22 protein-coding genes are annotated in these 24,136 nt (G+C 40.7%); 9 read left to right on the top strand and 13 right to left on the bottom strand.

The genetic code is table 11. The features are described from left to right. The first annotated feature begins 193 nt into the window (after positions 1-193). A complete protein-coding gene (locus M5U24_RS12760; RefSeq protein ID WP_157820776.1) occupies positions 194-364 on the top strand; it encodes a hypothetical protein in 171 nt (56 codons plus the stop codon). Here M5U24_RS12760 and M5U24_RS12755 read toward each other — a convergent pair whose 3' ends face one another. The 5 genes from M5U24_RS12755 to M5U24_RS12735 form a co-directional block, all read right to left on the bottom strand. Further along, positions 365-547, bottom strand: a complete 183-nt coding sequence (locus tag M5U24_RS12755; RefSeq protein ID WP_099326879.1) for a hypothetical protein — start codon at positions 545-547, stop codon at positions 365-367. Then, positions 544-1,068 carry a zeta toxin family protein gene (locus M5U24_RS12750; protein ID WP_099326880.1) on the bottom strand — a complete coding sequence of 175 codons (525 nt, stop codon included), beginning with the start codon at positions 1,066-1,068 and terminating at the stop codon, positions 544-546. The genes M5U24_RS12755 and M5U24_RS12750 overlap by 4 nt, the downstream gene beginning before the upstream one ends. 426 nt (positions 1,069-1,494) lie before the next feature. Beyond that, positions 1,495-2,433 (bottom strand): ISAzo13 family transposase, encoded by a 939-nt coding sequence (locus M5U24_RS12745; protein WP_099326881.1) that lies wholly within the window; start codon positions 2,431-2,433, stop codon positions 1,495-1,497. Further along, positions 2,427-3,188 carry a hypothetical protein gene (locus tag M5U24_RS12740; protein ID WP_099325837.1) on the bottom strand — a complete coding sequence of 254 codons (762 nt, stop codon included), beginning with the start codon at positions 3,186-3,188 and terminating at the stop codon, positions 2,427-2,429. The genes M5U24_RS12745 and M5U24_RS12740 overlap by 7 nt, the downstream gene beginning before the upstream one ends. A 1,301-nt stretch (positions 3,189-4,489) precedes the next feature. Then, positions 4,490-5,101 (bottom strand): hypothetical protein, encoded by a 612-nt coding sequence (locus M5U24_RS12735; protein WP_157820778.1) that lies wholly within the window; start codon positions 5,099-5,101, stop codon positions 4,490-4,492. Between the two features lie 566 nt (positions 5,102-5,667). On the opposite strand from M5U24_RS12735, the gene M5U24_RS12730 reads away from it, so the two are divergent. Beyond that, positions 5,668-8,235 (top strand): N-6 DNA methylase, encoded by a 2,568-nt coding sequence (locus M5U24_RS12730; protein ID WP_099326884.1) that lies wholly within the window; start codon positions 5,668-5,670, stop codon positions 8,233-8,235. Continuing rightward, on the top strand, positions 8,236-8,766 hold the full coding sequence (locus tag M5U24_RS12725; protein ID WP_099326885.1) for a type II toxin-antitoxin system VapC family toxin: 531 nt from the start codon (positions 8,236-8,238) through the stop codon (positions 8,764-8,766). Positions 8,767-8,943: 177 nt separating this feature from the next. Here M5U24_RS12725 and M5U24_RS12720 read toward each other — a convergent pair whose 3' ends face one another. The 7 genes from M5U24_RS12720 to M5U24_RS12690 form a co-directional block, all read right to left on the bottom strand. After that, the gene (locus tag M5U24_RS12720; RefSeq protein WP_099323647.1) at positions 8,944-10,500 is read right to left on the bottom strand and encodes a hypothetical protein; all 1,557 of its coding nucleotides are present in this window, start codon (positions 10,498-10,500) and stop codon (positions 8,944-8,946) included. 254 nt (positions 10,501-10,754) lie between these two features. Continuing rightward, positions 10,755-11,168: a restriction endonuclease subunit S gene (locus tag M5U24_RS12715; RefSeq protein ID WP_157820779.1), complete on the bottom strand. Its 414-nt coding sequence runs from the start codon at positions 11,166-11,168 to the stop codon at positions 10,755-10,757. A gap of 323 nt (positions 11,169-11,491) precedes the next feature. After that, a complete protein-coding gene (locus M5U24_RS12710) occupies positions 11,492-12,316 on the bottom strand; it encodes a hypothetical protein (protein ID WP_099326888.1) in 825 nt (274 codons plus the stop codon). Then, positions 12,309-13,337: a virulence RhuM family protein gene (locus M5U24_RS12705; protein WP_099326889.1), complete on the bottom strand. Its 1,029-nt coding sequence runs from the start codon at positions 13,335-13,337 to the stop codon at positions 12,309-12,311. The genes M5U24_RS12710 and M5U24_RS12705 overlap by 8 nt, the downstream gene beginning before the upstream one ends. Next, positions 13,330-13,938, bottom strand: a complete 609-nt coding sequence (locus tag M5U24_RS12700; protein ID WP_230405648.1) for an N-6 DNA methylase — start codon at positions 13,936-13,938, stop codon at positions 13,330-13,332. Before M5U24_RS12700 ends, M5U24_RS12705 begins: the two co-directional genes overlap by 8 nt. A 146-nt stretch (positions 13,939-14,084) precedes the next feature. Continuing rightward, positions 14,085-15,101 (bottom strand): cytochrome c3 family protein, encoded by a 1,017-nt coding sequence (locus M5U24_RS12695; protein WP_099326890.1) that lies wholly within the window; start codon positions 15,099-15,101, stop codon positions 14,085-14,087. Between the two features lie 20 nt (positions 15,102-15,121). Beyond that, on the bottom strand, positions 15,122-16,516 hold the full coding sequence (locus M5U24_RS12690) for a hypothetical protein (protein WP_157820781.1): 1,395 nt from the start codon (positions 16,514-16,516) through the stop codon (positions 15,122-15,124). 732 nt (positions 16,517-17,248) lie between these two features. Here M5U24_RS12690 and M5U24_RS12685 point away from each other — a divergent pair. Further along, positions 17,249-18,094 carry an MBL fold metallo-hydrolase gene (locus M5U24_RS12685; RefSeq protein ID WP_099326892.1) on the top strand — a complete coding sequence of 282 codons (846 nt, stop codon included), beginning with the start codon at positions 17,249-17,251 and terminating at the stop codon, positions 18,092-18,094. A gap of 40 nt (positions 18,095-18,134) precedes the next feature. Here M5U24_RS12685 and pssA read toward each other — a convergent pair whose 3' ends face one another. Then, a complete protein-coding gene (gene pssA, locus M5U24_RS12680) occupies positions 18,135-18,863 on the bottom strand; it encodes a CDP-diacylglycerol--serine O-phosphatidyltransferase (RefSeq protein ID WP_157820782.1) in 729 nt (242 codons plus the stop codon). Between the two features lie 694 nt (positions 18,864-19,557). On the opposite strand from pssA, the gene M5U24_RS12675 reads away from it, so the two are divergent. The 5 genes from M5U24_RS12675 (at position 19,558) to M5U24_RS12655 (ending at position 24,098) form a co-directional block, all read left to right on the top strand. Further along, complete coding sequence (locus M5U24_RS12675) at positions 19,558-20,244, top strand: MIP family channel protein (protein WP_099326894.1); 687 nt, start codon at positions 19,558-19,560, stop codon at positions 20,242-20,244. 109 nt (positions 20,245-20,353) lie between these two features. Beyond that, complete coding sequence (nth, locus tag M5U24_RS12670) at positions 20,354-21,001, top strand: endonuclease III (protein ID WP_099326895.1); 648 nt, start codon at positions 20,354-20,356, stop codon at positions 20,999-21,001. An 83-nt stretch (positions 21,002-21,084) separates the two neighbouring features. Next, positions 21,085-21,969: a lipoyl synthase gene (gene lipA, locus M5U24_RS12665; protein ID WP_099326896.1), complete on the top strand. Its 885-nt coding sequence runs from the start codon at positions 21,085-21,087 to the stop codon at positions 21,967-21,969. Positions 21,970-22,177: 208 nt separating this feature from the next. After that, complete coding sequence (thiD, locus tag M5U24_RS12660) at positions 22,178-23,014, top strand: bifunctional hydroxymethylpyrimidine kinase/phosphomethylpyrimidine kinase (RefSeq protein WP_099326897.1); 837 nt, start codon at positions 22,178-22,180, stop codon at positions 23,012-23,014. Positions 23,015-23,462: 448 nt separating this feature from the next. Beyond that, positions 23,463-24,098, top strand: a complete 636-nt coding sequence (locus M5U24_RS12655; RefSeq protein ID WP_099326898.1) for an HNH endonuclease — start codon at positions 23,463-23,465, stop codon at positions 24,096-24,098. Positions 24,099-24,136: the final 38 nt, after the last annotated feature.

Genomic DNA, 24,136 nt, shown 5'->3' with positions numbered 1-24,136 from the left:
TTGCTGTTCGGCGTAAAAGTCAATAAATATAAGGCTTTTACGGCACTTTTGTTTTTTGACTTGGGGTGAACATCCGTTTTAATGGTTCGAGGATTGATATGTTTTTTGTGCAATGATTTTTAAGCAGTTCCTGGGTCTTTCGATCTGATGGGCCTGTAGATACCTTGTTTCTATTCTTCTTGAGATGTTCGAGGTGTCAATTAGAGGTTGGGCGAAGCACACCCAACAAAAAAAGGCATTGATGGATTCTATCCGCTTAACCCATCCTTACCACCCGGCTCAGCACGGCGTGCTTGTGTTCGCGTATGAGGTATTCGATGATATATCGTTGGAACTTCTTTCCCGGTCGTTCAAACATGATTGATCAGTTTTCCTGTCTATCCTCATCCTGTTCAACAAATATTTTAACTACGCGTCCGTTTTCGTAATAAACCAGTGGAGTATGCGTCTGTTTGGCTATTTCCCTTGCTCTTTTTGCCGCTCTTAGCAATGCAGCTTCTACATTCTCAAGGTCTTTGTCATGAATCTGTCTCTTTTTTCCATTCATCTCTTTTCTCCTTCTTCAAGCAGTTTTGGCGTTCTGCCTGAGTTGTCGTAAAGAATCCAGGTATCTACCAACTGCTTGTAAATGTGGTAAAAATTAAACCATCCCTTTCCAAACCGTCGTCTGATAATCTCTTCAGGCACATTATGGCCACCCTGCAAAACCCTCCCTTTTACCCGTTCAATGGCAATCTTTACATCATGAAGACTCAGAAATATCAACTTTACCGTGTATCCCCTCTTTTGCCATTCGGGTATCATTTGTGCATATATTTTACCGCTAAGTGTTGTTTCAAAGGCAAAGCCATCATTACGAAGCAGGTGCGTTTTAATTTCTTCATACATCAGCCTGCCCGCACGGAAAGCTGCATGTTCAGGGAAAAAAGGAGAAAGCCCTGCAGCTATCAAATCAGCATTAACAAAGATGGGACAGCCCGCCTCATTCGGCAGAAACTCTTTGGCAAACGTGGTCTTTCCTGCCCCGTTAGGTCCGGCAATGATAACGATATTCTTTTTTTTTACCATGTTGATCCTTTAAACCATTTTCGGTAATCCGTCGCTTTCCCGTTACACATTTGTGGATGATCGATTTACGATATTGTGCAAGTGTAGGGATTTTATTGCGGAAATTCTGGCGGAAATTCTGAGGACACCATACGTAATATTAGGAATCTTCACTTTTCTTTTGTGGTACCAGGCTTCTGCCGGCGTAGTATGCTCCTGGGACTACCACACGAGCGATCCTAGCTAGCGGGGAATCTTAACCGTTTTTCAACACTGAGTCAATAATTAAGTACGGTGTCCCCTGAATTAAATGATTTTCAAGCAGTTCCTGAGTCTTTCGATCTGATGGGTCTGTAGATACCTTGTTTCTATTCTTCTTGAGAAGTTCAGAGTTGATCAAAGATTAAGTAAGGCACTGTCCAAAAATAATTTGGTATTTTTATTAATTTAGTTAAGTGAAATTGTATAATTCCAATCTGGCAAGACACTGTGTTTGTTTATGTTTATTTCTTTCATTTGGTCATCAGTGATTTTGATTCCTTTTTGGTATTCTTTCTCGTTAAGAATGGTTTGTACGAGAAGACCCGCTGTTGTTGTAGTGCCAGCAATTAAACTTAGCATAACATCATAAGACCTCAAAGGATTCCCCTCCCAATTTTTACTGATAAAACTAAACAGACGATGTTCTACCGGATTCCATTTTGATGCTCCTGAGGGATAGTGGCAAATCCTGATGGAGAGTCCGTAAACTTTACAAATATTTTGATAAAGCGCATATTTCCACAACCGGGGACGAAATCCGTTGCTCCCTCCTGCGTCACAAAGAATAAGGAGTTCTTTTGCGCATGGATACCTCTTCCAACCAAATTCATCCAGCCAAATCTTAATTGACTCGACTGCAAATTCCGGTGTGTCATAGGACGTACCAACAATAACTGTCCCTAAATTAGTCAGCAATTCATAGATACCAAACGGACATCCAACACCAATTGCCTGAGAACGAAAATCATGGGCCAAAACTTCATTTACTATTTTTGTCCACGCCTTGCCCTCATTTCTGAAATTACCTATCAATTCCTTTTTCTTACTGTCAACACTGATTATTGGCTGACCAGAATCTTCAAAATACTTTTTTGTCTCATTAATAATTTCAAACTGTCTATTACGGTCCGGATGACGTGTCTCTGCTATCGTTTTGCGATTTACTCTCAGAGAATAATCCATGTCCTTAAGAAGCCTGCTAACTGTTGTTGCACATACGCTTACACCTCTATCACCGCATTCTTTTTTTAGAGTACGTGTGCTTCTTCTCGTCCATATTTTTCCTTTACCCATTGGGTCTCCTGCAGTATCGCCCTCCATCAATTCTTCAAGAAGTTTTACCACATCAGTTTTTTTTTAATCGAAGAACGACCTGCACCAACCTTACGTATCCGTCCCGGTGTAATGTTCTTACTCGAAAGTTCCCGACGCCCCTTGGCAATTGTTTTTACATTTATGCCGGTTAGCTGTGAAAGTCTTAAATCGCCGCCATGTCCCAGTTTCATTGATTCTAAACCAAGATAAAGCCGTTTCTGCCTTTCATCAAGTATGGAAAGAAATGTCTGCAGGCAATCCGTAACCACTTCACTCCCAAAGCCGGGAATTAATACCTTTTCTTCCTTACAAGCACACAACATGATTGACTGTTTACGTCTGGCGAGTTGATCCGTACCTAACACCTTGGAGATATACAAATATTCTCCGGCAATCTGCTCGCGCAAGACCCTTCCAGATACCACTAATTGAGTCAGTGCATTAAAGACTCGCACATGTACCAGCGTTTGAAGCTCCGAGGCAAAATAACCTTCCTGGGATTTATTAATGATGGCCTCGAGAGTATCTACAAGACTTCCTTGTTGAGAAAAATATATTTGATTGAAACTCCAAATGCCATATTTATTATAGCTTGCAAGTGTATCCAGTGTATGGTATTTGCCCGCATGGGAATAACTCGCACGATGTCCGAGCGATTTTAGCTTCCTGAAAACCGTTGCTTTTGAAGTCGTTCCCAAAGCTTCTTTGATACTGTCCAGAGTTAAAACGACATCCCTGCTGAATAGTCCCAAGAGCTTGCGATGAGAATACTTAGCTAAACGCATAATGACACCATTAGGATTAATACGCCGGATAAAATACCACTTAATCCTAATGTTATCATAATGGCTGGAGGGTGTCAATGCCTATATTTACTAGTTGTAACGGCTATTACCGTGACATACACAAAGACACTACAACGATACTATTGGTACTATACAATACCATGTTATTTGTGGTCGCTCCCTAAGTTAGTGAAGCCTGTCCTGAGTTTATCGAGGGGTGAAGCAGACCCATCAATCACATTTTCATTTATTTTGATGGGTTCGCGCCAATTAACCCATCCTTGATTGAGTTAATAATTAAGCATGGTGTCCCTTAATATCCTTATTAATAGATTGCCAATTGAAAAATGAAGGTCCCTGCTGACTCAAGAATTGTGTAGGGTCAAGGAATGGCGAGTTGCATTAGGTATCCCCTTGGCTGTTGCTGCCGTTTCCAGCTTTGTGCCCGTTTAGGTTCTCCATAGCACTTTTCCATCCCCTGCCACATCAAACCGTACGTGAGGCTTCGTCGTGAGCTCAGCCGAACGGTTTTCCCTCATACGGCTTCCCTGCTCCCTTCTCAGCAAGGCATTATACACCTATCGATATGGAGCAGCTTTCGGGTAGATATATCCCCTTACTCCACCGCTTCCAGCCGAAACCACTCAGTGCTTGTCAGTCTTCGCCTTGATGTATATCTTCCTCCTCAGTTCCTGCAGACTTATAGAAGCATTTGTCATTCTTCCCTGCCTCACCGCTAAAGAAAGATTTAGAATACAGCAGATCCCCTTCGCTCCGGCAAGGTTATGCTGTCCTTGCCATCTCCACTACTACGGGCTCATCCGCCACCCTCTTGCCTGTCAGTCTACTTCGCCCTTCGACTTATAAGGCTTACATTCGCTCCTGATATTTCTATCAGGGACAAGGAGGGTTTCCCCAGTTGATACTGCTCCCTTCTATCCGTGTCGCCGCTGATACCCCGCCACCGTTCTTTTACCTATTAGCCAGTTTAGGTGCGTGAATTCCGCCTTCGCCTACTATTGACAGGCTCGGCCAGTGGTTCCTGACTTTCACGAGGCTACCTCTACGTTCACGTACGTTACAACCCGGATATTCGCTCGCCGGCCTTACGCCGACTTTGTAGATGGGCTTCAGAAGGCAACGTTTCCATCACCCCCTGCCATCCAAGCTACATGGCTCCGGCTTTTACCACAACGGGACTTTCACCCGTTAGAAAACAGTACCCTTCCCTGGGCACGCCAATAGATTAGGTTTTACCCCAAATGTCTGATTTCATAACCCCATATATTCACTGCATCGAATTATACATTTTCTAAATTTTTTAATGCATCTTCTATTGAAACTTTTGCACTCTCTGCGTGTTTTTTAATTTCTTCGTAATAGGTATCCGCCTTACCTGTGCCTGAGTTTGAAAGTGCAAATTGTGCCTGACTATTTACCTTGTTTATATTTACATACGCCAGACAAATGGCATCAAACTTAGTTTTATCAATCTTAACTATTTCATATTTAAAACTATCCCACAAACTATTAGATAGTTGAATATAGAAAATACTACGATTGTCACCAGAAGTAATCTTTACTTCCTTTGTATCCTCACAATAAGCATCTAATATGGATTTATTCTCTTTTAATTCTGTTTTTATTGCAGATATACTATTTTGAAATGTTTTTTCTTGTTCAGCTTTACTCTCTAATTTGATGGAATAATAAATAGCTACCAATGTAATGCCACCGCCAATTAAAGCACTAATAATTGGTATTATGATGTTTTTAGACCAGTTCCATAAATCATATTTACCTGAGTATATATATGAAAGATATGATAAAAAACCTAAAATTAAAAGCGCGAAAATGGAAATTATTATGCATACTTTAGGTATATTTTTCATAATATGAACGGCTTGTGCCATGGCCTCCAGAGAGTTTCTTTTATAGTTTTTAAACATTGCGTAGACGACAAGGAGAAACATTGCAAATTGTTTTTTAGTAAAACATGATGCAAAATGTTCAAGAAATTTATTTAATAACGATATGTTTGTTCTGAAAATACTCAAATCCTTTGCTCCGGCAATTGATTGTGTAAGAAATTTACAAGTGCAATTAATACCGGAAGTAAAGGCTAAAATCAAAAGTAAATATTTGTCGCAAAGCATTGATAAGTCATAAGTTGTGGCCGACTCTACTTACAACTCAGAAATATTTTTCCAGACGTATTCTTTAACAAAGTAATGTTATTAACTTTCCTTGCAATCTGGCGGTTTGGATAACGCCTATATTGGCTGTAAAAACTTGAATATACGGCTAGAATGCCAGCTTTCCGGCAATCTGTAGGGGCGTATTGCAATACGCCCCCTGCTTTCAGTCGATTAAAATATACCCTTCCTGATTAAATATTTCAAGCCTTCCCTTATTTTTCTTGACAGCCTATCTCATGAGTGAAATAATCACTTACCCCACCAAACTAAGATAATTATTTATGGAGGATAAAGCACATAATAATGAACTTTTTAACGAAAATCTTTCATGTAATCACAATATTATGACAAATAAGATTATAGGGCAGGTAGAAAATGCCTTTATAAAAATAGGCTATAGCAAAAATCTGATACAGAAGGATTATAAATACGTTGATTTATTTTCCTCATGTACGCCTATTCGTACGGTAAATTATGCGCTATTTGGCCAGGAACCTTTTGATTACCGTTCTGCCTGCTTTGGTATCCAAATAGCAGCACCCAATCGTTCTACAGATGATGTAGCAAATGAATTAAAATCGCTTGGAGCGCCTCAGATTTTTATCATTAACAACGGCAAAACTGAACGATGGGCTATAACGGAAAGTGAACCTCTTCTTAAAGATAAGTATGAAACTGCCTGCCTGCCTAATGTCATTGCACAAAACTTGAGAGACTGGGAACCCCAAGCTATCATACGGGCAAAATCGGGATTTGCCCGACCGGGGCCCCGTCAGTTAGATTTTGTTGATATCGGATTACTTCCTGCCATAGACTACAAAGCTTCTCAAAAAATAGACCACTTGCTTCGGGCTGTACTTAATTATGCTGAAGAAGACTTTCATGAACGAGATTTACTATTTGATGCACCTGCGGTTTTTCAAGTTGTCTTTAGTCTTTTGGCTGCAAAAGTACTCAAAGATCGCAATATCTGCAATGCGAAAGGGATTGATTTTTCTATTCCACAAACGGCATTGCAGGCAATATATGAACATTACGGTTTTTCTTTAACTACACCGGCTTCAAAAATTCCAGAACTAACTCTTGAGTCAATATCACAAAAAATTGGGAAGATTTTCCCGCTGAATAATATATCAGTAGATACTCTTACATACATTTATGAAAATACATTTGTCTCTCAAAAAAGCCGTCAAGAACTTGGAATTCATAGTACCCCATCTTATGTTGCTGATTACATTCTTTCGCAAATTCCGATAGAGGATTTACAAAGAGAACAGTGGCACGTCACAGATCCTATGTGTGGGCATGGTATTTTTCTTATTGCAGCAATGAGAAGAATGAAAAGCCTATTGCCAGGAGATTGGGACAGTAAACAACGGCATACATTTTTCATTAAACATTTACATGGAATAGAGATTGACCCATTTTCCGTTGAAGTAGCCCGTATGTGCCTCATGTTAGCTGATTTTCCCGAATCAAATAGCTGGGATTTACAAAGACAAGATATATTTGCCGATAATATCCTCGAAAATAGTATGGCGAAAACTATGATACTTGTAGGCAACCCACCTTTTGAAAACATCAAGGGCAAAAGACCTGAAACCCCAAAACCAGCTGAGCTTTTACACAGAACGCTTCCGATTTTACCAAACAATGCATTAATTGGTTTGGTTTTACCACGTAGTTTTTTAGATGGTTCTGACTATAAAAACGAACGAACTGCCTTGCTCAGTAACTTTAAAATAATTTCCGTTACGTGTCTTCCTGACCGTGTCTTTTTATATTCTGATATGGAAACTACAGTTATTGTTGCCAGAAAACAGCAGGCACGAAAAAACTGGAATATGTTGTATAGAGAAGTTAGGGACAGCGAACGAGATGACTTTCAGATTCGACATGGTGTTACATGGGAAGACAATGTTCCACAATCTTACCTCAAAGACAAAATGCAAGGGCGTCTTGTTGTGCCATTGTTGCGTGAAATTTGGGAACGATTAGAAGGATATACACGTTTTGGTGAAATAGTTGATATAAGCATAGGCGTTCAATATAAACCAAATTTAGGAAAAGAAAGGTTATGTGAAATAATCCGTGATGTGCCTTTTCCTGGTTCAAAACCAGGCATTTCAAAAGTCACAAAAGGATTCATGCAATTCATTGCTGAAGATACAGTTTATATGTCGACAGACAAACAATATCGAAGATTTGAAACATCTACAGCTTGGGAACTACCGTGGGACAAACCAAAGGTTATAGTTCCTGCTTCGCGCATGTCCAGGGGACCGTGGCGATATGCAGCCGCATTAGACAAAAACGGTTGCATTGTAAGCCGAAGATTTTATAGCATTTGGCCAAAATCTAAAACCTTTGATGTTGCTATGTTAGCGACATTGCTGAATTCTCCAATTGCAGTAGCATTCATTTATGCCCATAGCTTTCAAAAGGATATTCCAAAAAGAGTATACACCGATATACCTATTCCCGAAATATCCATTGATACTAAACAAATTATTGATTATCTCGTGAATCATTATTTAAAAGTGTTAAGGAAAGATGAGACAGAAGCCAAGAAAACATTACTTCAGATAGACGCTGAGATACTAAAACTATATAAACTTCCTCCACGATTGGAACGTCAACTTTTAGATATTTTTTGGGGTCACCAACGCCCTGTACCCTTTGAATTTAAAGGCTACATCTCCCCAGAAATCAATGCATGGATTCCTCTTCATATTTACATATCAGAGCAATTTAATAATGCAACACCTGATAAAATTATGGAAAGAATTCCACTTATCCGTGATACTGAGTTTATAAATTATCTTAAAAAACTGGGAACAGAAGAATAAGTGAAACAGGATTACTATCTTCTTGATACAAATATTCTTGGATATCTTGCTGAATTAAAAGTAGGCGGAAATAGTCCTGAATGCAAAGCCTTAGAAAAACATTGGAATGGATTACCGCAACCACATAATACAAGAATTTTTTTATGTCCCATAACCATTGGCGAGGTCGAATATGGGCTTCGTGTCAGGTCTTATAATAGACCGGAACAGCATGAGCAAGCGCGTCAAATATTATCTTCATTTCCTGCTTTTGACATAAATATCAATATAGCACGTGACTGCTATGCCGACCTGCGTGCAAAACTCTTCGATAAATATGCCCCAAGAGATCGAAAAGGAAAAAGTTGTAAAAAGAGGATAAGAGAATGGCGTGATCCTACTACTGATAAGGAATTGCAAATGGATGAGAATGATCTTTGGATTGCTGCTGTAGCAATGGCGCACAATCTTGTGCTTGTGACCCACGATAAAATGAATGCAATAAAAAGCATAACAAGTTCGGATTTACGATTTGAAGATTGGCTAACGTAACGGTTATTGAAAGATTATCCTCCCTCTCCCAGAAATGCCTTATACAGTAAGGCAGGTGTGAATGCTGCTAATTCTGACTCTGTCTCATCCAGTAATCTTCTGCGTTTTTCTGCTTTTAATTTGCCAATAGCGCTATATACTACTATCCATCAATTTCTTGTTTTTTATGCGTGTTTTTCATGCCGCCATTTCCGTAAGTGCTTTAATATCAAGGGCTGAAGCGGTCATCAGTGAACAAGAGAACTTCTGGCCTTTCTCCGTCAAAACATAGCGGTTGGCCCTCGGAACTTTGCGGATTAGACCGTGTGCCCGCAGCATCTTTATCCGTCGGGTCGTTCGTCCGGAATATTTCTTTTGCTGATCCTTGCCGGATTGTTCGGATTCCCGGTAAAGCCACTTACGCAAATCATGGTTGCGGAATCCATTTATCGCGTTTTCGCCTTTGGACAGGAACATCAGCATCTGGTAATCATCCTGCTGCCAGGGATTCAAACCTCGATACCTCTTGCCCTCTTTGACAACCTTGTTACAAGCGCTGCTCACCACTTCTTTCAGTTTCTCCTCTACCTGAGCCGCCGCCAAAGCATCCCCATAACGATCATTGCATTGTTGGCTCACCTCACACCGTCGATGAAGATCGCTTACGCCCTTACGCATCTTCTGCCATGACGCCGGTTTGCCTTCATCATCATTGGGACTCCGAAAGACCTTAAAGTCCCGCGTATTATTGATCGTTGTCTCAATACGCAAGAGACTACCGCTCTTGTTATACATCTTCACTGAATTATAATTCACACTGTGCTTGACCCGTATACCTTCATAGCGTCTTCGATAGTCGCTGATAACCTCATCAGGGGCAGCGCCTGCAAGGTTACGCCTACCCAAATACTTCATCACCGAAGAACTGTCGCAAACCCGCATCGCATGATGAACAAACGATGGAAACAACTCCTCCAATGCCTCAACCGATTTAAACATGATGTCCGTCGCCCACTCCGTCTCATCCGCAGACCAGTAATACTCCGGTTCCAACGGACGAAGAATCTGCGACAATGCCGGGCAACTGCCCAACGCAAGCCCGTTCAGCAGCTTCGCCCAGTCAGTCTTAAGCTGCTCATGGAGCAGAACCTGCGCAGCCGCAATATCCTCTATACGCACAAAACAGTTGCCGTCCTTAACATAATCAATACCTTGCTTCTGAAGTTGCCGCTCCAGCCAATGACGACCATTGAGACAAATGAAAATATTAAACGGCGCCCAACTCTGGATACGAACATGACCAAAACCAAACACTGGATCGTTAAAATAATGATACACAAAGACACACTTGCGGGGCGCCATTACCAACTCGAGCTTCTTGCTGGCCTTGTTGCCCTTGACCATCGGCGCAATACAAGGCTCTACCACACTCAACAGGCAGATGGAACCTTCCGTAATCCTCTTATCCGCCGCGATCTGGCGAGCCAACTTCTCCTTATCAACACCGCTGCTCATCAAATACCGCACCTCGATACCCAAATCTTTCGCCCGCGATTCACAACTGTCTCGCACCTGTGCCGTAAGCCCATTGACCCAACCGGAAAAATCCTTAAGCAGAATTCTCGCTTGGTTCATGAATGTTCCCATCCCACGCTCACTGGCCAACCACCGCAATGTCCCGCGAAAACGAATCCTGTCCAGACCGCTTATTGCACCCACGATCCTGTCTCGATATAATTCCATCAACTTATTCATAAGTAGTGTCCTCCAAATTGTCTGATTACTATTTACGAGGATACTACTATACTTTATAATAAACTAAAAATCACCTTTTTGGTTGCGGCCAAAGGCCGCGCTAGGCATTTCATGGTTAAATTGCCAATATAAAACACGGGGTTCAAGTTGCAAACTTGAACCCGATTGAAGATCGACAATTAAGTATGATGTCCCCTGAATATAACACTTAAAATCAAGAATCTTCTGAATCTTAGGCAGATTCCCAAAATAATTCATCCTTTCGCAAACGCCTCCCGTAAAACCGACTGCATCAGCATTTCGGACTGTTCTTTGCGTTCGGATACTTGTTTTTCTAATTCACCAATCATGGCCATGAGTTTATCCACACGTTCAACAATGGCTTGTTGTTCAGCAAGTGGCGATAGAGAAACTATCAAATTTGAAAGAGATGTGCCATTAACATTTGGCTGTCCCGCGCCCCATGCCGCATCATACAACTGCTCCCAATATTCAGGACTTTCAAGAAAATACTTTAGATACTCAGGGAAAATATTTTTTGAAGGAATAACCCTAATCAAATACGAAGCAAACAAAGACCTGACAGGGATATCTTTGATAAGAAATGATTTCCCAATTGTGCCGCCTGTTCTCGCGATAACAATATCGTTTTCTGATAATATAGTCAAATAAATCTATTTTTCTAAAAACATTACAGGTAGGGGCGAAGCATTTGCCTGCATATAAGAGAGAGACGTAAAATGTTGTACATGCGCCAACTCCGCTATGTTGAAGGAGTTATACTGTACGCAGGCAAATGCTTCGCCCCCACTTTTCAAAAAGCCAGATTACCGCTAAGTTTCTAAAACCAGATTTGTTTGACTATAGATAACTTTTTATGTCTCTTTCCGAATACGCACAACCCGGTACTCCGTCCCAATCAACTCTGTTGTTTTGAATATCCGTTATCCTTAAAAGCCTCACGTCCTTCTTCTCCGGTCTTGCGGAAGCATTAAATCCATAGTGAACATTTAAGCTTACATCCTTCAGCCGACACCCACACCCACCCCTCAGGCAGGTCAAACGGTTTTTCTTCTTCACTGATGGGCGGCAGTGCTTTTTTCTTCTTCATGCTCTTTGTGAGCTTTGTTAGACGCCCTTTTTCGACCTTAATCTTCTCAAGCAGTTTCGAGGCGTGATTCTCTCCGCTGATAAGATCGGGATGCTGTTTGCGCCATTTAGCCGTCAGCTTGCCTTCGATTGCTTCCTGTAATATTCTTCGGCGGAGTTGTTTGATGAGAGAGATTTGGTGGGCTGATTCTAAGTCTTGATCTGCTGAAAGTTCTGATATTGTTTTCAGTTTTTGGCAAATTCTACTTTGTGTCAGAATACCATATTGTGGAATTTTAAAATTTAAAAAATCCTTTTCTTTAAATCTTTTTCGGCTAACACTCGACATGCCACCACTAAGATTATTTATAGCTGTAATATTTTCGGGCAAAAGTATGCCACTAAGAAGGAATTCAGGAAGCAATTTACTCTCAACACAAGTAAAAAGTGGAAATTCATTTGATACCAGACAGCCATCAAATTCATCTGGAATAACTGCAAAAGAACTTTTCCATGCAAAAAGACGATTGTAGATAAAATCTCTCTGTTTAACTTCATATAGCTTAGTTGCTTTTATTTCATTTCCATATTTTTCCTCTCGCAGAAAAACACCTTTTCCATACCACTTTACTCCAAGAAGCCTGTATTTTGTATTTGGATCCAGTCTTTTCTCTCGTGAGACCTCTTTTAAAACGTCTCCAATCCTTACCATATTCCACTCACCCATCTTCCCGCCTCTTTTTCTTCTGGATGCGTTTAGTTGCTTTCTGCTCAATCGCTTTTGTCGCACGATCAAAATCAGAAATATAGTCTTTGTCTCGGTCTTTTTTGTACTTTTTAAATTCGCTTTCAGCCTTTTCAATTGCCTGCTCAGCGCTCACTTTACCGGCATGGGTAAGGAGTTCGTGTTCACTCAGTTTCAAAAACTGGTCAAGTTTCTCTATCCAGTCATTCATCTTCATCAGCCTGCCGTTGGTTGCCTGCAATTCTGCAAAGTCAAGATACAAAGACACGATAAGATTTAAGCGTTTTAACTCATCTTCATTGAGATAGTTTTTTGCAATCTTTATATCCTGTGCGGTAATGTAATTCCCTTTAAAATTGGTTAGACCCATAAGGGGTTTTGTGCTGTCTGCCCGCCTGTCGATAATCTCCGCCGCGGTGTGGCCATGAACAGCATAGTGCATCTTGTTTTGTACAGTAGCAAAAAATTCCGCAGTCAGTTTGTCATCTTTTCTATAATCAATGCTGGTGGCATAAATATCGGTTACTTTCTGATAAAAGTTTCGCTCGCTGCTACGAATATCGCGAATGCGCTGTAAAAGTTCCTGAAAATATCGCGCCTTTTCACCACCTTGTTTTAATCGTTCATCATCCAGAGCAAAACCTTTAATAATGTATTCTTTCAGCCGCTGTGTGGCCCAAATACGAAATTGTGTTCCTCGTCGCGACTTAACCCGGTATCCAACCGAAATAATGACATCAAGATTATAATGCTTCACAACATATTCTTTACCGTCTGTGCCAGTTCGTCGGAATTCCCGACATACTGATTTTTCATCAAGTTCCCCTTCATTAAAAACATTATGTATATGTTCAGTAATGGTTGACCGGCCTTTAGCAAAGAGTTCTGCCATCTGATCTTGTGTAAGCCAGACTGTTTCATCCTCCATTTTTACCTGAATCTTTGTCTGTCCGTCTTCGGTCTGATAAATAATAAGCTGGGATTTATTTTGTGCGTTATCCATTCTCCAACTCCTTTCTTAATTGTTGAAGAAGCTCGTCGCTTTTACGAAATGATTCATGTAGCATCGTTACCAGTTCCGCACTTGAATACACGTGTTTTTCCTCTAAAATATGCGGATTTTTAATGTCGAGGTTATAGTCATTCGCAGCAATCGTATCTATAGATACCTTCCATGCCTGCTCATTTTCTTTGTGTTTCTTCCACCACTTCTTAAGCCCATCAAACTCGCTTTTCTGAATCGGCTTCGTCTTGCTGTATGTCTTAATACCTTCGGGCAGTTTATGTTCCCAATACCAGATTTCTAGAGACTGAGCCCGCTCGTTTAACACCGAAACATCCACTCCGGCCACATATATTTTCTGCCTGGAGTCGGATACTATTTCACCGCCTTGTATGATTGCCGGTTGTGTGGGATATTCAGCCGTTATTTCTTCTTCAAAATCCACAGGCTGGCCGGTTTCAGGGTCAATGACATCCTGGTCTTCTTCGGGATGAATATCCTGATCCGTTAATTCTTTTTCGCCTTTAACCTCTCTGATCATGACGGGGTAGCCGTCAAAAGCGGGGTCAGCGAAAAGGTCTGTCACATTGCGGAAGTCCATAATGGCAAAATATGTCTTGCCATACTCTTCATTTATTAATAAGGGTTTCTAAAATAGCATCAAGCGTTTGTGCAAGATTCAGGAAACAATAACAATACCCCCCCTGTTTTATACGTTCGGAATAACGAACCATCAGATTTTACGCTTCATCTATGGCATGTGGTGCAGGCAATACCAAAAGCGCTAGGGTGTGGAGCTTCTCCCGCCCGGTTACGCGGATGGCACTCATTACAGTTTCCGGTAAATGGCGGGTGCGGAGAATCTATTGCGGATGGGTGTTCGGGATACGAATGGCATACGGTACATGAAACCATTGATATAGGAAAGTGGCAATTTGTGCAATGCCGGTTTCTTGTGTTTGCTCCACCCCATGATGCCGTATGGTTTAGCGGTTTCGTGTTGGAGTGACACCGTTCACAGAAGTCTTCCAGATGACAAACACTGCATTTCTTTCTCTCCCACGATGCAGCAAATCCATGTGTTTTTCTTCTCCATGCATTATTGTGGTTTTTTGGTTTTTGGTCCCTGTGGCAATCGACACACCAGTTGAGGTCAACATGACAGCGGTTGCAGTAGTCTTTGTTGTAATAGAATTCATTCCCATGCTTTTGTATCCATCGCGCATCTTCATGTTTTACCCATCTTTCTTCATGATACAGCGGCATACGATTCTTTTTTATGTGTTTGTGGCAAACATCACAGGCAATGTTTTCTTCACCTCTTTCCTTATGACAGGGGATACAGTTTTTAAACATGTCCGGAAGTAAATCTACGGTAATTGCATCACTCTTTTCGATACCCTCATGGCATGCCTTGCAGTCCACATTATTTTCCAAATGTGTCTTATGGCTGAATTTCAGGTCTTTATATTTTTTCGGAACATTGTGCTTTACCTTGATTTTCATCCCGGGTTTTGTATGACAGTAAAGACAGGATGCCGGATTAGTGGTGTCAAATTTCTTCATATGGCATGAAAGGCACTTTGCCATTTTTGGCCACTTTGGTTCCAAATCTTCTTTGTAATTGTGGCAGATATTGCAATCGCTGAGTCCTCTTTCAATGTGTTTGGCGTGGCTATAATGAATGCCGGACTCTTTACAGCCGCTCAAGAAGGCGAGCGAAGACAGCGCCACGATTAAAAACAGATAATATGGTTTTCTCATAGTATTTTGTTCTATATTTATTAAAAACTCATGCTGTACGAAAGCAATAACTGATGAAACATTTCAGGATCAGTATCGCTGTTTTCTGTCGTCCATCGGAAACTGACGTCTGATTTTTCCGTTAACAAATATTTGATTCTCAGAAAGTAGGTCCTTATATTGATCTTTTGCTCAATATCCCGTGTATACTCATTATCAAGGATTGTCTGCAGGGTATTGCTTCCGTCAAAATTGTATTTATACAAAGAATAACTAGTGCCGCATCCGAGGTCGAACTTGTTTATTTTTTTGTCAAATTCAATTCCAACATCTGCACTGTGGTCAACGCCCTTCGCATCCCAGTATTCAACCGTGAAAGTAATCCTGGAATCTTCAAGAAGAATATTATTTGCCGTAAGGGCGATAAAACTTCTGTAGTAATCGTGATTAAATGAGTTTTCATCATCGTTGTCGAGTACATTCCGGTAATCAAGCCCCCCGGAAATCCCGAATTTTTCCCCGAGCCCCTTATAGCCGGTGAGACTGAAGAGATCAAATGACTCAAAAGTGCCTAGTATCTGATAGAAAGGGGAAATATCATTGCTCTGTTCCGATAGCGAATGGAGGAACCGGTAATACGACAATTGCAGACTTGTATCCCAGTCTATTTTGTCCCATGACACTTTTGTGAGAATATCCTTGGGGAGATTGTTTAAGAGAACGTACCGACCGTAAAAATGCAGGTCTTCATAGAGCCTTTGCCATACGCTGAATCCTATTTCGTCATCATTGCTATGGTCATCATCAACAATACGAATATAATCTAACGAGGCGTGGGTATCGATAAAAGGCCGGAACGCAACGCCGCCTCCGGCAACCGTATCATCATCCGGGCTGCTGTACTGTGACGCCCTTAACCCGCCGAAAACGTGAGCTTCCACCGGGCCTACCTGCTGTTCGTATTTTGCGCCGTCAAATAAAATATTCTCAACGGAATACTGATATTGGCGGCCTAAGCGCAGTTGCGATTTTTCGAGGACAGGGTTTTTGATGTCGGCGTAAAAGTAATAGATGCGGCCGTTGACGCTTTTATTATATGTGTCAAGGATGTCCCTGAACGTGCCATCCCTTGGTTCATGCCCGTCTAAATCCTCGGATAATCTTCCGGAACCGGAAATAGAAACCTTGTTATTAAAAAAATCTTTCGTTTTAAAGCGCAGGCGCTGGTACATATCGTGGTCGTCGTCTCCGCCTGCCCAACGGCCTTCGTACTGGGAGCTGAAATTACCTGAAATAAAATTATTATAGGTAAAGCCGCTTTTCTCTGTCAGCCCCGTAATTAAATTACTATCGGTTACATTTGTTGTCTGGGCGTTAATTTGGGAAGAGAGCGATACTATCAATGCCAGTGCGGCGCCTGCTGCTTTTAAAAACAAGGGTTTAATCTGCTGATTTTTAAAAGGAGTTTTATTCGTATCTAATATGAAAAATGGATTGCAAGAGAGATGATTAATGAAGCAAAAGAGGCGCAATAAGCATCTCATTTGACTGGCGGTATTTTGTATTTTTATTAAAAACGTGTTTATAACTATTATGGGGAAGCGGATTTTCACTTGGAGTGACCAAATATTTTTTTTTATTTTCGGTAAGAGTTCGGTAAGAGCATGTTCTTTCCAATACGATAAAAATAAATCATGCATAATGCATTCAGCAGATATCAATTGCTATCTTTGCGATGTTTAGTACATTTACAGCAAAAGATACCTTTGTAATAAACGAAACGTTTGCTAAAGTTACATAATGCCGTTTCCGTTTTCAACAAAAATCTTGTTTTTGGTTTGTAGATAGTAAACATCTGTTCCTAAAGGAAATAGTATTGCGTTGGTGTTTTTAATACTATAATATCTTTTTTTAAAAACCTCTTCATTTGGTAATATTTTAGTTTTTTAAAAAAGTAGGGGCGAAGCATTTGCTGTAAATTGTCATAAATACCTTCATATCCAAACGGGCAAATGCTTCGCCCCTACACTGCGATTATTGGAATTTTTCAAAAAACTAAAGTGTTACTTTTTTGTAAGTTTTTCTGTAACTATTCAGCGTAAACATTACAGTTTGATACCAACATCTTCGGGAAACTCCTGTTTCTCAAAATAAAATAAGGCGCTGCAATGAAATTTGGCAAGTTTGAAATCTATCCTGTTTCCGATGGTTGCATTTATTTAGACGGCGGCGCTGTTTTTGGCGTAGTGCCAAAAGTCCTTTGGCAAAGAATTCTTCCACCGGACGAAAAAAACAGGGTGCAGTTGTCTTTGCAATGTCCGTTGGTTGTCGCAAAAAAATATAAAATACTGATCGATACCGGGACGGGTTCAAAACATAACGAAAAATTTTGTCAGATGTACAGGTTAGAAAAAAAGGCACCACTTTTGGAATCGTTGTGCAGGTTTGGTTATCAGCCCAAGGATATAGATATTGTCATCAATACACATCTTCACTTTGATCATGCGGGAGGGAATACTACCATCAATGAAAAGGAGGAAATTGTTCCTACATTCCCAAAAGCAACGTATTTTATTCAGAAAGGAGAGTTAGAGGTGGCCTTAAATCCAAATGAAAGGACAAAGGCTAGTTATGTTGCTGAAGACTTTTTGCCAATAGGCGGCACAAAATATCTCCACCTTGTTGACGAAGATGCCGTAGAAGTGGAAAGGGGTATTTCACTAGTAAAAACAGGCGGGCATACCCGGCATCATCAATGCGTCAAAATTGAATCTGAGGGACAAACAGCGTTCTTTCTGGCTGACCTGATACCCACTGCAGCCCATTTGAATTATCCGTATATTACAAGTTATGATTTGTTCCCGCTGGAAACACTGGAAAGCAAAAAAAAGATAATAAAGCAGGCCTTTGAAGAACATTGGCTTTTGATATTTCAGCACGATCCAAAAATACGAATGGGATATCTTAAAAAAGTGGATGAGAGATTTGAGATTGAAGAGGTCAAGGTCTATTGAATAGACCTTGACCTCTTAATTTTTATAATGGATTCTTTTGTTAAACCGGCTGAGCGCCCTTTATCTGTTTTCCTTTTACAATACCGTATGCCCCGCAAATAATTAAATAAAAGCTTAAAGCGGAAGATAGCGCCAACTCCGGCGTGATGATAAAGTAGACAATAGCGGCGGAAAACTCCAAAATAACTGCCTTAATCCCCTGTCTTTTCCCGATTTTGCAGGTAATGTTAAAAAAGGGGATTTTGCTTATCATTAAAACACCCAATGTGAAAACAATGAACGGTAAAAAATTCACGATAATGTCTGTTCCAAACCGTGTGTAGATAAAGTGATGGAGTATGCAAAGCTGTGCCACCGTTCCTCCTGCAAGCGTTGATGGCAAACCTGTGAAAAAGTGCCTGGGCAGTTGTATCGCCTCTTCTTTTTGTGCGTTAAACCTTGCCAGACGATACGCGGTGCACATCATGAAAAACAATCCAAAACCCCATGAAATAACGATAGGACTGTTATTGCACATTTTCGTCATAAGGACAGCCGGCGCAATACCAAACGCCACTAAATCTGCCATAGAATCTAATTGCGCCCCGGTTTTGCTCGCGGTATTCATCAAACGTGCAAGTTTCCCATCAAAACCGTCGAGAATCATGGCAACGATTATAAGCCATGCCGCTATTTCAAGCCTTTGATTTAAAACACACATTATCGACAGAAAACCGCACATAATATTGCCCATAGTTAATACTGTGGGTAAATATTGTTTTATCTTCAAATCAAATATCTCCTTTATTTACATTGTTTAAATCCGCATCCAGCCCGAAGGCTGGACGCTACTTTTTGAAATAATTTCGTTAAACTGTTACGATCAAATATGAATATTCGTTCGCGGTAATTGAGAAAAGCAGATTAATAATTTTCAGGCATTACCATAAGGTATCGTAACAGTGTAACAAAACTTATTCCATTCAGAACTAAAAACTCTTAATTGAAAACATATTTTATAAATACTTTAAATACAGTTAGTTATAAATTAAATAGAGAACATGTAGTTTGTTGCCGTTACAGGCTTAGATCAAATAAATGCAGTAAATATACTGCATTTACGGTATTTTATTACTGCATATGAGATGAGGGTCGAAAATGTAATTGCTCAATAAATTGTGGTGATGGAGCTATTGGTATCTTATCAGTAATTTCTTTTGAATTATCCTGTCAGGCAATGCCATGCCCTACCCGATTATCACCAACCACAACTTGTTGAGAAGTTACATTTTTTAGTCTATTTTTTCTTGACACCATTCTTTTATTGTGATAATTTGTCTCAAACTCATAACTTTTGAACAGTTAGGTATATTTTATTGACGAGGAAACCGGATACTGTAAAAGATTTATGAAATAATGGGAGAGAATGCCGATTGGTAAATATCCTTGCTAAATCTTGAAAATAACTTACAGGAGATAACTGAATGGATGCATACAAAAAGTATTTAGCCGAATTTGTTGGTACATTTGCATTGGTTTTCATTGCCGCTGGCGCTGTGTGCGCTGATTTTTATTTGAAGCAGTCTGGCGGGCAAGGTTTTGGGCTTCTGGGAATTTCAATTGCTTATGGTGTCGTGGTAATTGCCGTTATTTATGCCATGGGCTATGTGTCTGGTTCCCATATTAACCCTGCAGTAACAATATCTTTTTGGATCACGAAAAGAATGGAGCCTAACACTGCAATTATGTACATAATTTCTCAGATCGGCGGAGCTATTTTAGGCGGGTTTGCATTGCGAACTATTTTTCCTGACGCATTAAGTAGTATTCATCTAGGGACGAGCACACTAGCCGCAGGCGTCTCCATTGAAAGAGGCATACTGATGGAATTTATTATATCGTTCCTCCTGATCTTTACCATCTATGGGACACTCGTAGATAAAAGGGCTTCTGGGGGTTTTGCCGGACTAGCGGTTGGGTTGGTAGTATTGTTTGGCTCGCTGGTTGGCGGGACAATTAGTGGCGGGGCAATGAATCCTGTACGCGTTTTTGGCCCTGCGATTGCTTCTGGCCAATTTACTAATCATTACGTTTGGTGGATAGGCCCAATACTTGGCGGTATTGCGGCAGGCATTGTTTATGACAAGCTTTTCGCCGAACGTAAAAAATAACGTGCAGTTGACGAAAGAGGTTTAAATAAGAAATATATAAATAGGAAGACGGCAATAGGTAGCGCATTTACCTATTGCCGTTTTTTCATTGAATTGAAGGGTTGTGCATTTGTTTGATATCGACATAGTTCTCTCCAAAATAAAGCATAAAAACAAAGAGTTTGCCGAGCCTGCCGTTACAACTATTTCCAGGAAACGAACTCCTTTTCACGTATTGATATCCTGCCTTTTAAGTTTGCGGACAAAAGATCAAACCACCAGAGCAGCCTCAGAACGGCTCTTTGCGATTGCGGATAATCCCGAAGATATGAAAAAGATCCCTTCGCAAAAACTGGAAAAACTAATCTATCCGGTAGGTTTCTACCGGAGAAAAGCGGTCACTATTCAGGAAATTTGTGAAACACTTACAAAAGATTACGAAGGTAAAGTCCCCGATGAAATAGATGAGCTGTTGAAACTAAACGGCGTTGGACGAAAAACAGCAAATTTGGTAGTTTCCCTGGGATACAAAAAACCGGGGATTTGCGTTGACGTCCATGTGCATAGGATTACTAATCGTTGGGGCTACATAAAGACAAAAACTCCGGCAGAAACTGAATGTGCCCTCCGCAAAAAACTCCCCGCAAAATATTGGTTGTGTATCAATGATCTTCTCGTTACTTACGGTCAGAATATTTGTGTCCCAATTTCACCGAAATGCAGTCTTTGCCCGGTAAATAGTTATTGTAAAAAAGCAGGGGTAACACGGCACAGATGAATGCGATTTCATAAATAATGCGAAAAAAGGCGATATACATAAATAAGCATCTGCAATGACATTTTGATAGATTGGGAAACAATATGAGACCTCCTTGGATAAGGGCAAAATTCCCGTCAGGTAAAGGTTTCACGGAAATAAGGGAGATACTGCAGGAATATCGGTTGCAGACCGTGTGCGATGCGGCTTTGTGCCCCAATATCGGCGAATGCTACAATCAAAAAACGGCAACGTTTCTAATACTGGGCGGTGTATGTACCAGAAAATGCGGGTATTGTGCCGTTACAAAAGGAACCGCTGCGACACTGGATGAAGAAGAACCATATCGGGTCGCTACGGCTGTCAGGAAAATGGGATTAAAATATGTCGTTATCACATCAGTAACCAGGGATGATATCACAGACGGCGGTGCGGGCATCTTTGCACAAACGATTCAATGTGTTCGTGATTTTGTTAATGATTGCAAGGTGGAAGTATTGATTCCTGATTTTGGGGGTTCCGTTGATGCGTTATGGACGGTATTGGATGCAAGGCCTGATGTTTTAAATCATAATATAGAAACTGTTCGCCGTTTGTATCCAATAGTAAGACCTGGGGCTGATTATGAAAGATCACTGCAATTATTGCGTATTGCAAGTGAAGAGAGGCTGCTTATGCCAACAAAATCAGGGATCATGCTGGGATTGGGAGAACAATGGGATGAGATAACAGAGGTTCTACACGATATTAAAAATACCGGTTGTGAAATAATAACGTTGGGACAGTATCTTCGTCCAAATAAAAACGCCTTACCTGCTAAACGGTATTATACACCTATGGAGTTTGAAAGATTACAACGGGAAGGAGAAAAAATGGGTTTCCGTTGTGTTGAGTCCGGCCCCCTGGTAAGAAGCTCTTACCATGCAAAGGCACAATCAGAGAGTATTTTAGAAAAAAAACCAGAAATTATACAAAAAACCCATAATTAACTCCGAAGGGGTGATATAATTTTATCTTTCATGAAACACCGGACAGTGGCGATTATGTCATCCCTTCGGGATTAGGCGTGGTTTTACCGTGTTTTTCTATAATCATATTACCCCTTCGGGGTTCTCCTTTTTTCCCGGAATTTTTCAAAAAGCTAAAGTGTTACCTTTTTTTGTAACCGTTTAGCTTTTTGAAAAAACACCATGAAAAATGAATAAACAAGCAATTCCTTTATTTAAAGCGCTTACGATAGCCGGCTCCGATAGTATTGGCGGAGCGGGTATACAGGCGGACATGAAAACCATCGCGGCATTGGGAGGATATGCGGCCACTGCAATCACCGCGTTAACGGCACAAAACACGCTGGGAGTACATGCCGTCTATGAAATTCCTGCTTCCTTTGTTGCGCGGCAAATTGACGCAGTAGTATCCGATACTGGCGCCGACATCGTCAAAACAGGAATGTTGTACAGCAAGGATATCATTGAAACGGTTGCCTCCAGGCTCAAACATTATGCGCTTTCACCTGTTGTCGTCGATCCCGTCATGCTGTCAAAAAATGGAGCGGCACTATTGGCCGAAGATGCCATTCCGGCCTTGATCTCTCAATTGTTTCCCTTGGCTTTCATCGTTACGCCAAATATTCCGGAAGCCGCACATATTTCGGGCATAAAAATTCAAAATATCACAGATGCAGAAAAGGCTGCAAAATACATACACAAACTCGGCCCCGCAAACGTACTAATAAAAGGCGGCCATGCTCTGCATTCAAGTGATATAAAGAGCAGCAATACGGTAATTGATATTTTGTACACTGGAAAATCCTTTGCATATATTGAAGGCGAGTATCTCCCCGCAAAACATGTCCATGGTACCGGATGCGTCTATGCCTCCGCAATCGCAGCGTATCTTGCGAAAGGATGCGGCATCGCGGAAGCTGTTCGGCAGGCAAAAAAATTTGTCGTTCTGTGTATTAAAAAATCATTCTCTCCGGGCAGGGGATATGATGTTATGGAGCCGTTTAGTACCTTAGCGCCTTATCAGTAACTTCTTTGCACACTTCCATTCGTCAGTGCGTGTTTTTTGGCAAAATATTTAATGGTGAAATCCGGAATGCTAAATACTAAATCCGAAACAAATTCTAATGACAAAATAATTTGAACTTCTGAACAAATGCATCTTTCATATCTCGCATTTCATGCTTAATATTGTTGCCTGCCTCTGCGTTGTCGCATGCAGACAGGTATGTTTTGGATTTGTTTCGAATTTTATGTTTTGTCATTACAATTTGTTTCATATTTTGTACTTCGAGTTTAGTATTTTTTATACCTTACTTGTTTGGTTCTGGCTATGCCAGTTTAGGGCATTACAATTCCCTTGAATTAGCTTGTTTAGGCTGTTATACTTTTTAAAAGTGGCAAGCCTCTCCTGATTTACATCGCGATAAATATCTCTTTTAAATTCGTTGTTTGTAGGTAATTGAGGAAGCGATAGTATGCAACAAGCCGTTAGCCTGGAATCAAGCGTGCTCGTATTAAACAAGTTTTTCATGGCGCTCCATGTAATCTCTGCGAAACGGGCATTCACATTGCTATGTAAGCACATTGCTGAGGTTGTTTCCGTGGATGAGGGAAAATATAATTCCTATAATTTTGAAAGCTGGAGGGATGTTTCTTCGTACAAGGTCTCGCTCGGTTTAACAGACGACGACACTACGAGTTGGGTAAAAACTGTTTCCTTTTCCATTGAGGTGCCAAAGATTATCCGGCTCTTAACATACGACAAATTTCCTCAATCTTCTTTGAAATTTAACAGAAGGAATATTTTTGCCAGAGATGAAAATAAATGTCAATACTGCAGCAAACGTTTTCCGGTTTCAGAATTAAGTTTTGATCATGTTATACCAAGGGCGCATGACGGAAAAACCACGTGGGAAAACGTGGTATGTGCATGTACTGAATGCAACAAAAGAAAAGGCGGCAGGACTCCTGAACAGGCGGGAATGAAGTTGACCAGAATACCCGTAAAACCAAAACACAGCCCTGTATTGAGATTGAAACTCCGGTTTGAAAAATATGAATCGTGGAAACAATTTTTGGACGAAGCGTATTGGTCGGTTCCATTAAAATAGTCCCCCCCCTACCAAAGCCTTCATACAATAAACTATCG

It is taken from the genome of Candidatus Kuenenia sp. (assembly GCF_027493735.1).
In the GTDB taxonomy this organism is placed as follows: Bacteria; Planctomycetota; Brocadiia; order Brocadiales; family Brocadiaceae; genus Kuenenia; species Kuenenia stuttgartiensis_A.
Note: the sequence above shows the minus strand (reverse complement) of the source record. Positions and strands in the feature narration are given on the sequence as shown.

Bases quoted from the DNA above. Each gene is read 5' to 3' on its own strand.
- M5U24_RS12750 (WP_099326880.1), bottom strand. From the start codon at position 1,068: ATGGTAAAAAAAAAGAATATCGTTATCATTGCCGGACCTAACGGGGCA.
- M5U24_RS12755 (WP_099326879.1), bottom strand. From the start codon at position 547: ATGAATGGAAAAAAGAGACAGATTCATGACAAAGACCTTGAGAATGTA.
- M5U24_RS12710 (WP_099326888.1), bottom strand. From the start codon at position 12,316: ATGGGTGAGTGGAATATGGTAAGGATTGGAGACGTTTTAAAAGAGGTC.
- thiD (WP_099326897.1), top strand. From the start codon at position 22,178: ATGAATAAACAAGCAATTCCTTTATTTAAAGCGCTTACGATAGCCGGC.
- M5U24_RS12655 (WP_099326898.1), top strand. From the start codon at position 23,463: ATGCAACAAGCCGTTAGCCTGGAATCAAGCGTGCTCGTATTAAACAAG.
- M5U24_RS12705 (WP_099326889.1), bottom strand. From the start codon at position 13,337: ATGGATAACGCACAAAATAAATCCCAGCTTATTATTTATCAGACCGAA.
- M5U24_RS12685 (WP_099326892.1), top strand. From the start codon at position 17,249: ATGAAATTTGGCAAGTTTGAAATCTATCCTGTTTCCGATGGTTGCATT.
- M5U24_RS12730 (WP_099326884.1), top strand. From the start codon at position 5,668: ATGGAGGATAAAGCACATAATAATGAACTTTTTAACGAAAATCTTTCA.
- M5U24_RS12740 (WP_099325837.1), bottom strand. From the start codon at position 3,188: ATGCGTTTAGCTAAGTATTCTCATCGCAAGCTCTTGGGACTATTCAGC.
- lipA (WP_099326896.1), top strand. From the start codon at position 21,085: ATGAGACCTCCTTGGATAAGGGCAAAATTCCCGTCAGGTAAAGGTTTC.
- M5U24_RS12720 (WP_099323647.1), bottom strand. From the start codon at position 10,500: ATGAATAAGTTGATGGAATTATATCGAGACAGGATCGTGGGTGCAATA.
- M5U24_RS12735 (WP_157820778.1), bottom strand. From the start codon at position 5,101: ATGGCACAAGCCGTTCATATTATGAAAAATATACCTAAAGTATGCATA.
- M5U24_RS12700 (WP_230405648.1), bottom strand. From the start codon at position 13,938: ATGGACTTCCGCAATGTGACAGACCTTTTCGCTGACCCCGCTTTTGAC.
- M5U24_RS12675 (WP_099326894.1), top strand. From the start codon at position 19,558: ATGGATGCATACAAAAAGTATTTAGCCGAATTTGTTGGTACATTTGCA.
- M5U24_RS12695 (WP_099326890.1), bottom strand. From the start codon at position 15,101: ATGAGAAAACCATATTATCTGTTTTTAATCGTGGCGCTGTCTTCGCTC.